At 39.4% G+C, this 14,225-nt stretch carries 13 protein-coding genes and 1 pseudogene; 9 read left to right on the plus strand and 5 right to left on the minus strand.

Annotated elements, in window-relative coordinates; all coding sequences use genetic code 11:
* Nucleotides 1-27: 27 nt before the first annotated feature.
* Together oxdD and M1D94_RS11255 are read left to right on the plus strand one after the other, a co-directional pair.
* Nucleotides 28-1,206: an oxalate decarboxylase gene (gene oxdD, locus M1D94_RS11250; RefSeq protein ID WP_038829977.1), complete on the plus strand. Its 1,179-nt coding sequence runs from the start codon at nt 28-30 to the stop codon at nt 1,204-1,206.
* 215 nt (nt 1,207-1,421) lie between these two features.
* A pseudogene (locus M1D94_RS11255) lies at nt 1,422-1,728 on the plus strand (hypothetical protein).
* Between the two features lie 334 nt (nt 1,729-2,062).
* On the opposite strand, the gene M1D94_RS11260 reads toward M1D94_RS11255, so the two are convergent.
* Both M1D94_RS11260 and M1D94_RS11265 read right to left on the minus strand, forming a co-directional pair.
* Nucleotides 2,063-2,746 carry an SOS response-associated peptidase gene (locus tag M1D94_RS11260; protein WP_004399422.1) on the minus strand — a complete coding sequence of 228 codons (684 nt, stop codon included), beginning with the start codon at nt 2,744-2,746 and terminating at the stop codon, nt 2,063-2,065.
* 256 nt (nt 2,747-3,002) lie between these two features.
* Nucleotides 3,003-4,040, minus strand: a complete 1,038-nt coding sequence (locus tag M1D94_RS11265) for a polysaccharide lyase family 1 protein (protein WP_004399365.1) — start codon at nt 4,038-4,040, stop codon at nt 3,003-3,005.
* A 171-nt stretch (nt 4,041-4,211) separates the two neighbouring features.
* On the opposite strand from M1D94_RS11265, the gene M1D94_RS11270 reads away from it, so the two are divergent.
* The gene (locus M1D94_RS11270) at nt 4,212-4,889 is read left to right on the plus strand and encodes a YoaK family protein (RefSeq protein WP_004399503.1); all 678 of its coding nucleotides are present in this window, start codon (nt 4,212-4,214) and stop codon (nt 4,887-4,889) included.
* A 269-nt stretch (nt 4,890-5,158) separates the two neighbouring features.
* Entirely contained in the window at nt 5,159-5,857 is a 699-nt protein-coding gene (gene exlX / locus M1D94_RS11275; RefSeq protein ID WP_003231419.1) for an expansin ExlX, read from the plus strand.
* 36 nt (nt 5,858-5,893) lie between these two features.
* Here the strand turns inward: exlX and hpaB are convergent, their stop codons facing one another.
* On the minus strand, nt 5,894-7,345 hold the full coding sequence (gene hpaB / locus M1D94_RS11280) for a 4-hydroxyphenylacetate 3-monooxygenase, oxygenase component (protein ID WP_015714054.1): 1,452 nt from the start codon (nt 7,343-7,345) through the stop codon (nt 5,894-5,896).
* 334 nt (nt 7,346-7,679) lie between these two features.
* On the opposite strand from hpaB, the gene M1D94_RS11285 reads away from it, so the two are divergent.
* Nucleotides 7,680-9,365 carry a methyl-accepting chemotaxis protein gene (locus M1D94_RS11285; protein ID WP_064911703.1) on the plus strand — a complete coding sequence of 562 codons (1,686 nt, stop codon included), beginning with the start codon at nt 7,680-7,682 and terminating at the stop codon, nt 9,363-9,365.
* Between the two features lie 115 nt (nt 9,366-9,480).
* Here the strand turns inward: M1D94_RS11285 and M1D94_RS11290 are convergent, their stop codons facing one another.
* Together M1D94_RS11290 and M1D94_RS11295 are read right to left on the minus strand one after the other, a co-directional pair.
* A complete protein-coding gene (locus M1D94_RS11290) occupies nt 9,481-9,774 on the minus strand; it encodes a YozQ family protein (RefSeq protein ID WP_014477001.1) in 294 nt (97 codons plus the stop codon).
* Between the two features lie 43 nt (nt 9,775-9,817).
* Nucleotides 9,818-9,940, minus strand: coding sequence for a hypothetical protein (locus M1D94_RS11295; protein ID WP_003241887.1), 123 nt, complete (start codon nt 9,938-9,940; stop codon nt 9,818-9,820).
* A 247-nt stretch (nt 9,941-10,187) separates the two neighbouring features.
* Here M1D94_RS11295 and M1D94_RS11300 point away from each other — a divergent pair, with 247 nt between their 5' ends.
* From M1D94_RS11300 to M1D94_RS11315, 4 genes are all read left to right on the plus strand, one after another.
* Nucleotides 10,188-10,313, plus strand: coding sequence for a hypothetical protein (locus M1D94_RS11300; RefSeq protein ID WP_257475318.1), 126 nt, complete (start codon nt 10,188-10,190; stop codon nt 10,311-10,313).
* 317 nt (nt 10,314-10,630) lie between these two features.
* A complete protein-coding gene (locus M1D94_RS11305) occupies nt 10,631-11,626 on the plus strand; it encodes a LacI family DNA-binding transcriptional regulator (protein WP_046160535.1) in 996 nt (331 codons plus the stop codon).
* Nucleotides 11,627-12,107: 481 nt separating this feature from the next.
* Nucleotides 12,108-13,037 carry a sugar phosphate isomerase/epimerase family protein gene (locus tag M1D94_RS11310; RefSeq protein WP_038829981.1) on the plus strand — a complete coding sequence of 310 codons (930 nt, stop codon included), beginning with the start codon at nt 12,108-12,110 and terminating at the stop codon, nt 13,035-13,037.
* A gap of 17 nt (nt 13,038-13,054) precedes the next feature.
* Nucleotides 13,055-14,221: a Gfo/Idh/MocA family protein gene (locus tag M1D94_RS11315; RefSeq protein WP_038829982.1), complete on the plus strand. Its 1,167-nt coding sequence runs from the start codon at nt 13,055-13,057 to the stop codon at nt 14,219-14,221.
* Nucleotides 14,222-14,225 lie beyond the last annotated feature (4 nt).

The following is a 14,225-nucleotide window of genomic DNA, read 5'->3' on the forward strand; positions in this document are numbered from 1 at the left end:
ATCTTGTTCATTTCTAAAACGAGGTGCATGCTGTTGGAACAACAACCAATCAATCATGAAGACAGAAACGTGCCGCAGCCTATTCGAAGTGATGGAGCTGGAGCTATTGATGCAGGCCCGCGAAATATAATGCGGGATATTCAAAATCCGAATATACTTGTTCCGCCTGTTACAGATGAGGGTATGATTCCTAACTTGAGATTTTCATTCTCAGACGCTCCTATGAAATTAGATCATGGCGGCTGGTCAAGAGAAATCACCGTAAGACAGCTTCCGATTTCAACTGCGATTGCAGGTGTAAACATGAGCTTAACTGCGGGAGGCGTCCGTGAGCTTCATTGGCATAAGCAAGCGGAGTGGGCTTATATGCTTTTGGGACGGGCACGTATCACCGCTGTTGACCAAGACGGACGAAATTTCATTGCTGATGTTGGTCCCGGCGACCTTTGGTACTTCCCAGCAGGAATTCCGCATTCCATACAGGGATTGGAACACTGCGAGTTTCTGCTCGTATTCGATGATGGAAACTTTTCTGAGTTTTCAACGTTAACCATTTCAGATTGGCTTGCACACACACCAAAAGACGTTCTGTCTGCAAATTTCGGTGTCCCGGTGAATGCTTTTAACTCTCTTCCGTCTGAGCAAGTCTATATCTACCAAGGGAATGTGCCGGGATCAGTCGCCAGTGAAGACATTCAGTCACCATATGGAAAAGTCCCCATGACCTTTAAACACGAGTTGTTAAATCAACCCCCAATTCAAATGCCAGGGGGGAGTGTACGAATTGTGGATTCTTCTAACTTCCCAATTTCAAAAACGATAGCCGCTGCACTTGTTCAGATTGAGCCTGGCGCGATGAGAGAGCTTCATTGGCATCCCAATAGCGATGAGTGGCAATATTATCTAACAGGACAGGGACGAATGACGGTATTTATCGGAAATGGGACTGCCCGCACATTTGATTATAGAGCAGGCGACGTTGGATACGTGCCTTCTAATGCTGGACACTATATACAAAACACTGGTACAGAAACATTATGGTTTTTAGAAATGTTCAAAAGTGACCGTTATGCAGATGTGTCACTCAATCAGTGGATGGCATTGACGCCTAAAGAATTAGTGCAAAGCAACTTGAATGCTGGATCAGTCATGCTTGATTCTCTGCGTAAGAAGAAAGTGCCTGTTGTGAAATATCCCGGTACGTAAAGACTGAACCGATCACACAGTGGTCTTAAAGTAACTAGAGCTGAATTTTGGCCTGTGTTTTATTAAATCCCTATATATACGTTATGTAGGGTTTTTCTGCTTGAATCGTATTGTAATGAGCTTTAAAATGTTAATGTGGAAATGATAACCATTCGATAATGGGAATTCAATGGCCGATTTCTATCAGTTTGATTGGCTTTAAAGGAGGACAAGAAATGAAAGCACTCATATTTTTATCCAGTTTGACTGCCATTGGGAGCTCTATATTGGGGCGATGGTTAGGGATGCTGGATGATTCTTATGCTGTTTGGCGATGCTTGGTTTATAGGTGTTTTAGCTGGATTGATTTCACTTCTAATATTGATTGATAGTCAAACGATGACAAAGAATTACATAGTAAGTTTAAGTACGATACTAGGCATTCTTGGAGTGGGATTTATATATTTTCCAGCTGCATTCATCAACATATTATTAAGTATTACACTGGATAAACAAAAGAAAGAAGACCTTCATGTAAGATGAAAGAAATTTCATTTAATTCTTAGGAGGGAAAGTGTATGGATTTACCTCTATGGGCTTATATCATATTTGCAATCACAGGTGCGGCAGGTTTCATAAGTTTAATGTGGTTCAGTTTTTTTACTGACAAAATAGAAAAGTGAAGCGATTTTATAAAAATGTAAACTATTTTATATGAAAGGGATAACATGCTTATTTAAGTTTACATAATAAAATTATTTCAAACTGATGCTAAAATAACTAATTGATCTATGTACTAAATATTCATAATTACTAGAGGGATTGGCACCTAAGGAACAAAGCTATTTGACAAGTTCTTGCTAGAGAATTTCAATCACTACATATGATTTTCTGCATCAAGAAGCTCAGCTGAATTATTTTTGGGTGAATTTACTAATGATGAAACCTGGTATGCTTCCATGTCATCAGCATCATAAGGCAGCAGCAAACTTTGCAGATAATCAGGGCTTGTATTTTTGGGGTTAAGCCACTCCTTTTCATGATCATGGGCCAATATAACCGGCATTCGGTCGTGTATATCTTTCATGAACTCATTAGGCTCAGTTGTTATGATAGTGCAGGTATAAAGAGGGTATCCTTGATGTGTGCTCCACTTTTCATATAAGCCAGCAAACGCAAAAAGAGCAGATGATTTCAATTTGATCCGCATTGGGATTTTGGTTTTGGAATCAAGCCGTTTCCATTCATAAAAACTGTCTGCTGGTATGATGCAGCGTTTGCTGACAAGCGGTCTTCGAAAGGCCGGTTTCTCGGTAATTGTTTCGGCTCGAGCATTGATCATTTTATAACCGATCTTTTCATCTTTTGCCCAAGGTGGAATAAGTCCCCATCTAAGCTTGCCTAAGCGATTATTTGATCCATCATTGATGATTGCAAGGATGTTTTGTGATGGTGCGACATTATAGCTTGGCTGGTATTCACCTTTAGGAAAAAATTGATCGATGTCAAATTGGTCAATAATATCATCAAATGCAGAGTACAAAGTAAACCTGCCGCACATATCCATCATCCTTTTTAGGGGTTTTTGAATAGTTTGTGGGACGAACGTTCATTTAATACAGGTCCAGAACAATGATTTCTTTTCACTTGCGATAAACTGGTATAATAAGAAAGCCAGTTAAGAAGTTATTGTGGAATAGAACATATGCTTTTTAGTTTGACCGACGCTGGATCTTGATGGAATTACAAGGATCGCTTAAAAATAGCCTATAGTATAAAAAGAGGCACAGCGTTTTTAACGCATGGCCTCTTTTATATCAGTAGCCAAATACCAGAGTTGTACTTTGTGATCCGGCATATTTCGTGACAAATTCTTTTGTATATTCCGGCGTTTGGACACGATAGCTATAGTTTGAACCGGGATTCCAAGAAGTCAGCGGAGAGGTTTGCTTGTTGAGTGATGGATAGCTGCCTATGTCTTTGAAATAACCAGTGCCCTTGTCGTCAAGGATGCCGCCTTTTTCACTGCCTTTCCCAAAGTAATTATATTCGGAATATATTTTTGCTTTTGTAGCAATTGTAATCGCCTGGTTAAAATTATTGCTGTAATTGTTTTTAACATGAAAGTAACCGTATCTCATCAGACCTGGGCCTCTAACATACAAGTTCTCAAAATAATTATTGGCGATTGTCATGTGGGGGTAGCCGTCATATTGATGCTGAGAATCATCCGGGTATCCTAAAATCAAACCGTATTTATGATTCGCAAATTTTGAGTTGCTGATCGTGATATAATCTGCGGATTTTCCGATATACACGAGTTTATCCAAATCGCTTCCGCTTGCATTATAGCTATGACCTGAGAATGTGACGTGATCAATCCAATAGTTCATACCGGAATCTAAATAAAGCTGGATATCATTATTTCCGTTAATCTGCGGACTGTGTTCAAACGTTAAATTTTGAAAAATGACATTTCCAGAAGCTGATGAAGTTGTTAAATAAATATTTTTCAGCGTTTTTTTCGCGTAAGAGCCCACGAGTGTTTTATTTGAGCCAATGGTAACTGTTGTTTTCGCAGATGCGGAAAGATCATTTTGAAGCACTAAAATTTTCGGAGTGGATCCTCCTAGATGGGTTTTTAAATCATTTACGCTTTGAATGTAAACAATCTGCCCGTTTTTTCCACCCGTTGTGCCCGTTTTAGAGATGCCTTTTTCATTTTTGGCATTTCCGGCAAAACCTAAAAGGCCATTTGTTGAGGTATTCGGAAAATCGACTGCACCTAATGCTTTTCCAGGCAAGAGAACCAAAAACAAGCTAAAGACGGTGAACCATAAACAAAGTCGTTTCATCACAATATGCTTCCTTTCAATTTTAATCATTTCCTTGCGGGATTATTATTACAGTTAATGGAAAGGAATGATAGGTTCTATCTTCCTAATTAATGTTGGGTTACTTAAAAAATAGAGATTGCGCCAAAAGACATACTAACAATTGAAATAGAAGAAAGGATTGATACACCGTTGACTGCAGCAGCTTATCGAAACACCTTGCTATCACTTTTATGTTTAACAGCTGGAATCGTGGATGTAATCGGGTATTTAAGCCTGGGACATGTGTTCACAGCTAATATGACTGGAAACATTGTATTATTGGGGTTAGCTATAGGCAAATCCATTCAGGTCACTGTTTTTAATTCCTTGACTGCGCTAATCGGATTTATATGCGGCGTGATCATTGCTACATTGATGGTCGGAAAGGCGGAAAATACCCTTTGGCCTTCTGCTGTGACAAAAGCCCTCGCACTTGAAGCATTCATTTTGTTTGTCTTTGCTTGTCTTTCTTTTTACCGGGCATTTGTTCCTGTGCACATTCTGATTATACTCATGAGCATTTCTATGGGGATTCAAACTACAGCAGCAAAAAAACTGGGGATTGCAGGTATTTCTTCAACTGTGTTGACCGGCACTTTGGCTTCTCTTTTAGAGGATATATCCGGCCGTTTGTTTTTTAAGAAGCAAAAGAAGACTTTCTTAAGAGATACTGTGTTAAGAGCACTGGCTATTATTTTGTATTGTGTAGGGGCTATTATTGTTGCTCTGGCTGAGCCTGATTTTTATCACTTCATTATTTGGGTTCCGATTGTGCTGATCTTTGGCATCATGATGACAGCTAAGTTGAAACTGAGCGGGGAAAAATAGCTTTTCCTGTATAGCTGGTATCAGGCCAACAGCCTGTTTCATTTCGTTATTGAAGTGCGAATTTTGAGAGGGGAAAATAAGACATTCGGCTGAAGTGCACATTCGTTCATTTGTATTGGCTTTTTCATAAGTACCTACATTTGATATATGAATGATAGTGAATTTGCCTTAAAATCATCTATGAATCTATTTCCTCTTTCAAACCAGATGGATTGAGTCTTATAATGATAATGATTCTCATTTGAAGTCTGGTTTGAGGAGGACCAAATATGAAAAAGATCATGAGTGCATTTGTTGGTATGGTTTTGTTGACGATCTTCTGTTTTTCCCCGCAAGCTTCGGCAGCATATGACGACCTGCATGAAGGTTATGCAACGTATACAGGGTCAGGTTATTCAGGAGGAGCTTTCCTGCTGGATCCCATTCCTTCCGATATGGAGATTACTGCAATAAATCCGGCGGATCTCAATTACGGAGGAGTAAAAGCAGCACTTGCCGGCTCTTATTTGGAAGTTGAAGGGCCAAAAGGGAAAACAACCGTATATGTTACTGATCTTTATCCCGAAGGCGCTCGGGGAGCTCTTGATCTGTCACCTAATGCCTTCCGTAAAATCGGCAATATGAAAGACGGAAAAATCAATATTAAATGGCGTGTTGTCAAAGCCCCAATCACCGGCAATTTCACCTACCGGATCAAAGAAGGCAGCAGCAGGTGGTGGGCAGCAATCCAAGTCAGAAATCACAAGTATCCTGTTATGAAAATGGAATATGAAAAGGATGGTAAGTGGATCAACATGGAGAAAATGGACTATAACCATTTTGTGAGTACGAATTTAGGTACAGGCTCTCTCAAAGTCAGAATGACTGACATCCGCGGAAAAGTTGTGAAAGACACCATTCCAAAGCTGCCTGAAAGCGGAACGTCCAAAGCCTATACTGTACCGGGCCATGTTCAGTTTCCTGAATAAAAAATACGAAACAGCGGATCTTTTCCCGCTGTTTTTTCATTGTTCTGCATCTGCATGTAAAAATGTTTTAATCATGTTCAACTGCTCCTGCTTTGGATAACTGGTATACAGCCTGCTTGAAATCCGAATAGGATCTCCGAAAAAGTATCTTTCATAGTGAGTTTGTCTAGTTCCGAATGAACTCATTGTTAAATCCCATGCCAAACGGAAAATTTTCACACGTTCTTCAGCATTTGTATTGGTTGCTTGAAGATATTGGTCAAGATCTTCCCGTATCTCTGAGTCAAATGCATTTTCGGTAGGCAGTGTCACCATTCCGCTAGCTCCAATTAATTGTATGATTTCAGTAAATCGAGGATATAGCTTAGGAATGATCGTACTGATGACTTGAAGAGGAATTAAACAGGGGCGCATATAGCCGAATTCATCTAACTGAGCATCATTTTCCGATTTGTCAATGAGGGCTTTGATTGTTTCCAATCCCACAATGATTTCTGAGAGCTTTTCTTGGATGTGCTGATATTCGGAAACATTAATGGTGTCGACAAGAAGCTGTGCAACACCTAATAGAAATTCAATTTTTATCATTTGCCTAATGACAACCTGGTGAAAGGTAAAGGCATGAAAAGAGCTTTTTGTCATAAAATCTTTAGCTGCTTCCACATTATCGTAAAAAAACACACGATTCCACGGCACTAACACATGATCAAAAACCACAATTGAATCCATTTCTTCATACCTTGAGCTTAAGGGATGATTAAAGGAAGAGTCGCTTAATACAAATGATTCTCTTGTGATGAATTTTACGCCTTTTGTATTAGAAGGGATTGAAAAAGCATAAGCTTCATCTGTTTCAAAGAAAAATTTAGGCGCTGAAAAAACCAAGATTTCATCGGTCAATCCGCCTTGTGTTGCAAGCAGTCGTGCGCCATGAATCATTAAACCTTTTTCGGTTCTATCAATGACTTTAGCAGATATCGGTTTTTCACTTAGCCCAAAATAGGACTGTGACCGGTTCACTTGCGGAGTAATGAATGTATGGGTAAAAGAAAGGTCATGCTTAGCAGCTTGTTCATACATATCTAGTATATGTTCAGGAAAGCAATTCTCTTTATCTTTTAGAAGCTCCGCTGACGAAGCAAAGCTCATCATAACCGTATTCATGTAATCCGGACTTCTCCCCATCATTCCGTGAGTATGTCTAGCCCAATGTTCAATCATGGTCCTTCTTTTTTTCAAATCATTTTTGGTTTTAGGCTGGAGATAGGAAAGGCCGATTCGATTATGATCTCCAGGAAGGCAATAAGTCATTTCATGTATTAACTCATCCTTTGTTTGCAATTCATAAAGTGAGCTTTTTGTTTTGATTATTCCTTTAAATGCAGGATGCTCAGAAATGTTACCCTTTATTTTTTCGCCATCATACCATATTTCGTTTTCTAGTTTATTCAATCGGTCAATGAATTCTTTACCATTGATGATCCCCATTTAAGTTTCGCTCCTTCATATTATGCTGCGTATTGTATTATATTTTCGAGAAAACAGCCGGTTCAGCCAATTTGAGGTGGGAAAAGCCTTTTTTGTATGCCTAATAGAAAATGAGAATAAGAGTGACTTATACGACAAAAGACAGTCAATTTTTCGTGAAGCCTTTCTGAAGATTTAGAGCCGTAAAGAATTTGCTTATTCATATGAAAATAGCACTATAAAACTTGATAACACGTGTCGATATTATGGACATGAGCGTAAGCGAATTGGATTCAAACGCGCTTGAACATATTTTATTTCAGCCATTACATTGTGCGGAAAGGGAAAACGACACATGAAAGTGAAAACAAAATTGCTGGGGATTATATCAATATTAGTTGTTTCAATTATTGGAATTGGAGGCTCCTCAGTATTTATGATTTCTTCTACTGTGAAAAAGAATGAAGAACTTAAAGACAAAATGGAATTCCAAAAAGAGATAAAACACATCCAATATGAATTGACCGGGTTATCAAATGATGAAAGAGGCTTCTTGATTACCGGAGACAAAGAATACGACGAGGGTATGAAGGAAAAAGCAGACGATGTCTTAAAGAGCCTTGACCGGGTTAATGACTTGATTGATGAAGAGAAGTATCAATCCAATATTGAAGACATTAAGACAAGTTTTACTCAGTATAGAGCTTTGAATCAGCAGGTAGTAACAGCCTACTCTTCAAATCCTAAAAAAGCAGAAACCATCCATTTTGGAGAAGAAAGAACATTAAGAAAAGAAGTCGTAGATCCGGCTGTCAATAAGCTGTCTGATCGCCTGGATCAAGAGGTAGAGGATCTAAAGGATGAAATACGGGGCAATGGGAAAATGAGTCAATCGCTCATTATCATTGTCACAGGGATATCAGTAATGTTAGGCATTGTTCTAAGCATAATGCTGTTAAAGTCCATTATGGTGCCACTAAGAAGCATAAATAAGCAGCTAGAGGAAATTGCTCATGGCGAGGCTGATTTAACCAAAAAAGTCATAGTGAAAAATAAAGATGAATTTGGCCAGCTTGCCAAATCTTTTAATTCTTTTACTCATTCATTATCTCAAATTGTGAAGCAAATCAGCAGTTCATCTGAACAAGTCGCCGCTTCCTCCGAAGAATTATCGGCAAGCGCAGAAGAATCAAAATCAACATCTGAACATATTTCCCGAGCCATGCAGATGGCTGCCGAAAGCAATGTGAAACAAAGCTCAATGACAGAAAAGAGTGCGGAATCCATTACTGAATTATTAGACAGTATATCATCTGTTGCTTCAAATACAGGGAACATAGCGGATCTCTCTTCTTCGATGAGAGACAAGGCTGAAATAGGCTCTAAGTCCGTCAACAAGATGTTAGATCAGATGAAATTCATTGATAAATCTGTAGATTCAGCCGGCAATGGATTACAGGCATTGGTAGCGAGCACAGCAGAAATCAGTGATATTTCCTCGCTTATCACGACGATTTCAGAGCAGACCAATTTGCTGGCCCTAAACGCAGCGATCGAGGCGGCCAGAGCCGGAGAGCAAGGAAAAGGATTTGCCGTGGTGGCTGAAGAAGTTCGGAAATTAGCGGATGAAACAAATAAATCAGCAAACCACATCCAATCGGTGGTAGCGACCATCCAAAACGAATCGATAGAAACGGTAAATAATATTAAAGTTGTTCAAGAAAATGTGAGCTCAGGTATTGTTCTTTCTCAAGAGACAACAGGAAATTTCAATGAAATACTGAACCTGGTGGAACAGGTCACTTCTCAAATACAAGAAGTTGCAGCAGCAACTCAACAGCTTACTTCAGGCGTTGAAGTGATTCAGCACACAGTTCATACATTGGCTGCTGGTACAAAAGAAACGTCAGCAAATACAGAAGCGGTTGCAAAATCATCAGAGGAACAGCTACATTCAATGGAGGAAATCTCCTATGCCGCAGAATCTCTATCTCAGTTGGCAGAAGAGCTTCAAACCGTCATTAATCGTTTTAAATATTAAACAGGCTACTTACGTGCAACCCCCATCTTATTCGGTGGGGGTTGGCTACTTTTACTGTGGTTGTTTCTACAAACGGAGCTAACTGACTTCTTTTAAGTTAGCTCCGTTTGTATGGCTAGTCCAAATTTTGATCGATCGTTCCTTCAAAATAGTCATCGCTCACCTGTTCATGAGTTTCAGCCAATCCTTTTTCCAATTGCGTGCTTCCTTTATAATCTGAGGGCTCAAAGTATTTCCCGGCTACATCTGTTGTGTCATTTTTGTTTTCTTTGTTATGAGTTTGTGTTTCAGTGTTTACACTTTCTGTCTCAGTATTGCTGCTTATAGATTGCTGAAAATCATATTCCTTGTCTAATGAAGAAAATCTTTTATAATCATCAGGTCTGTCTGCACCGTTTTTTTGAGTCACTTTACTTCCTCCAGATTATTGATATTTTAGTGGGGGTAAGAACTTATTTCGTTCTTTTAGGATCAGAACCATGTTTTTTAGGATCATCTGCTTTAAAAGCTGTTTCAGTCTCATGGTCATTTCTTATTTGTTCAATACTTGAATTTTGAATTCCCTTTTTACTCATTGGTTTCACTCCTTTACGAAAAGTGTTGAATATCAACTCTTCTTATTCTGTCTGTTAGGCAGGTATTCATTCGCTTTTTTTCGTTGACTCTTCCCCATTAGGAAAAGAGCCAGTTATGCCAGGCGTGCATTTGATTTTTGAAACCTTTTGTTAGTATATTGCGTATATGAAGAGGCTGTATAGAACTGGGAACAAATTTGTTAAGGTGAGTAACATTCTTTCTTATCATAAAGGGGAGATATGGGAGATGAGTCTGGTGAAAAATGGAGATTCGATAAAGGTTGTATTTGTGTTTCAAAAAAACGAACAGATTGAAGAAGTTGAGCTTAACTCAGCGCAGCTGTCTGCTTTATTACACTCAAAACAGGTATGAATCGAAACATTCAGCCAGAACCTCAAAATTGAAAACACCGTTTGGTCTTACATCAATCGTCATGTATCTTTGCAAGTTTACTTAAAATAGAAAATGGTGTTTTGATTGAGAGGATTAGCAGCGATATTATTTGCTTAATGTGTCTTTATCCGTTAATGGGTTAGATAGGGGCTGGACAAGATATTGCAATGCTTCATAAAGTTAAAAAAGATTATTGAAATCTTCACAGTTATCTTTACAATAGCCTATATAGAGCGCTTTCCAAATCGTGCATTTTTTAGCTGGTTACTTGTATGGAGAAAGAGGTTTTTAGCAAAATGAAAACTACAATCTACGATGTTGCAGAAAAAGCCGGCGTGTCCATTTCAACAGTTTCAAAAGTGATCAATCATCAGCCGGTCGGGATGAAATCGAAACAAAAAGTGCTAGATGCCATGCAAGAGCTGAATTATAAACCAAGTGTGCTCGCTTCAGCATTAACAGGGAAACGGACTTCGACAATAGGATTTCTTTTACCGGACATAGCTAATCCTCTGATTGCAGAAATGGCACGGAGAGTAGAGGATCGGGCACACGAATATGGATTCAATGTCGTCATTTGCAGTACGGATTTCAAGTCAGAGAAGGAAGAGAGATACGTCTCATTATTAAGGCAGAAGCGTGTTGACGGGTTTATTTTAGCTGGGGGGTTTAGGAATAAACAGGTTATTCATGAGTTAATCAGCGATAACATTCCTGTTATCCTTCTTTCGGAATCACAGCCATACTCATCTCTTACAACGGTTACAGTTGATAATTTCTTGGGAGGGTATGAATTAACAGCATATTTAATTTCGCTTGGCCACTCAAGGATTGCGGTGATTGCAGAAGACAATTCAAGCAGCAGAGAACGAATTCGCGGATATTCACAGGCATTACAAGAGTCTGATCTTGATATTCACGAAGATCTGATTGTTGTAACAGATTCAACGGCCGAGTCTGCACAGTCTTTGGCCTCTTCATTATTACAATCTTCAAATCCGCCCACAGCTATGATTTGTTGTAATGATATCTTAGCAATTGGTGCGCTCCTTGCAGCAAGGGAGGAACATGTGTTGGTTCCTGAAGAACTTTCTATCACAGGCTTTGATAATACACTGATATCAAAAAGTAGTGATCCCCCTTTGACAACAGTTGAAGTGCCTGTGCAAAGCATGTGTTCACAGGCAGTGGATTTACTAATTGATGAAATAGAAGGAAAAGCCTCTGAAAAACAAAAAATTTTAGTATTGCCGAAATTAATTGTCCGAAAATCAACAAGCCGTTTTCATTAAAGACGTGTGTTCCAAATCAATAATATTTGTTTAGCAGCTGGAAAGTCCCCGCTGCTTTTTTGTGTTTCACCATAGAATGACAAAAGGGAAGCAAGAAAAACTCAAAAAACAACATTGATAGGTCGGAATATCCTTTTTTAAAGTGGAAGGTGTATATATATTGGTATATTGTTGATTATTTTCTGAAAGGAATTTCAAAAAAACGTTTACAAAATATATTGAATATTATACAATCAACTCACAAAATATAAAGCGCTTTCTATATGCAGGGATATAATTAGTAAAAAAGAAATCTATTTGCTTTTAAAAACGGAGTGTAAAGCGCTTTATATGATTTGTTTCCGGTTTTAGATAAAGTGCACGATTAAGAAGAGAAGATCAACTCGGAGAACCGAAATAAACGTACTTTTAAATCCAGTTAAAAGAAAGCGCTTTATTTTTTGGTTGCGATTCATAATTCATTTGATTAGAGGTGTCTTGGATGAGTATTCACATTGCTGGCGCGCCGTGCTGCTGGGGCGTTGACGATCCGAAAAATCCTTATCTTCCTCCATGGGAGAGAGTGCTGCAAGAAGCATCACAAGCTGGTTATAAAGGGATTGAGTTAGGTCCATACGGCTATATTCCGATGGATATCGAACGTGTCCAAGCAGAGCTTTTGAAAAACAATTTATCCATTATTGCCGGTACGATTTTTGATGATTTAGTATCAGAGTCGCACTTAGGAAATTTGCTGGAGCAAGTTGATGAGATTTGTTCTCTGATTACAAAACTACCTTTCTCTTTTCAGGATAAAGAGGAGCGCTTTCGCTTTTCACCTCCTTATTTGGTCCTGATTGACTGGGGGCATGACGAAAGAGATTATAAGGCGGGGCGTCCTGATCAAGCGAAACGGTTATCTAAAAAGGAATGGAACCGTATGATGTCTCATATTCGGACAATTGCGGAACGGGCGTGGAAGCAATATGGCGTACGAGCCGTCATCCATCCTCATGCAGGGGGATATATTGAATTCGAGGATGAGATTCAGCAATTACTAAAAGATATACCATACGATATTGCGGGGCTTTGTCTTGATACAGGACATTTATATTATTCAAAGATGGATCCGGAACAATGGCTGCGGGACTATGCGGACCGTGTAGACTATATCCATTTTAAAGACATTGATGAACATGTTTATCAACAAGTAATGGGTGAGCATATCCGCTTTTTTGATGCTTGCGCAAAGGGAGTCATGTGTCCGATAGGCCAAGGAATTATTGATTATGAAGCGATTTACAAGTTGCTAAAAGACATTCACTATCACGGCTATATTACGATTGAGCAAGAACGTGATCCGAGAAACTCTGATACTAGTTTAAGAGATGTCAGTCAAAGCCTTGCCTATTTAAAAAATGTTGGTTACTAGTGAGGGAGGAATCAAAAATGATTAATGGTGAAAAAAAGGTAGATAGACCGATACGCTGGGCAATGGTAGGAGGCGGCCGGGGAAGTCAAATTGGATACATTCATCGCTCGGCTGCCTTGCGTGATCATCACTTTCAGTTGGTTGCAGGGGCATTTGACATCAATCCGGAACGGGGAAAAGATTTTGGGATGAATCTTCATGTTACTCCGGAACGCTGCTACTTGGATTTCCAGCAAATGTTTGAAGAAGAAGCAAAACGAGAAGACGGTATTGAAGCTGTTTCTATCGCAACTCCAAACGGCACTCATTATGAAATTTGTAAGGCGGCCCTGAATGTCGGTTTGCATGTTGTATGTGAAAAGCCTCTTTGTTTCACGTTTGAAGAAGCAAAAGAGCTTGAGAATTTGGCAAAGAAAAAGAACAGAGTTGTCGGCATTACATATGGTTATTCTGGGCATCAAATGATTGAACAGGCGCGCCAGATGATCGCAAATGGAGAGTTGGGTGACATCAGAATTATTAATATGCAATTTGCACATGGTTTTCACTCAGATCCTGTAGAAATGAATAATCCAAGCACGAAATGGCGTGTAGACCCGAAATTTGCCGGTCCGAGCTACGTGTTAGGAGATTTAGGAACTCATCCGTTATTTTTATCGGAAATCATGATTCCGGAACTGAAAATAAACAAACTGTTATGTACTCGCCAGAGCTTTGTAAAAAGCAGAGCGCCTCTTGAAGATAATGCTTATACGATTATGGAATACGATAATGGGGCGGTCGGCACGGTGTGGTCTTCATGTGTAAATGCCGGATCAATGCATGGCCAGAAAATTCGTGTGATCGGTTCCAAAGCAAGTATTGAATGGTGGGATGAACAGCCTAACCAGCTGCGTTTTGAAATACAGGGAAAACCTGTACAGATTTTAGAGCGCGGAATGGGATATTTATACCCAGAAGCATTACAAGATGACCGTATTGGAGGCGGCCATCCAGAAGGTCTATTTGAAGCGTGGTCGAATCTTTATTCCCGATTCGCTGTTGCTATGGAAGCTGCTGATCGAGGGAAAGAATTGGAGCACATGTGGTATCCAGGAATTGAAGCGGGTGTGGGAGGTGTACGCTGGGTGGAAAACTGCGTTCGATCCGCGGATAAAGGCGCAGTATGGGTGGACTATCAATAACATG

The organism is Bacillus sp. JZ109, assembly GCF_053903135.1.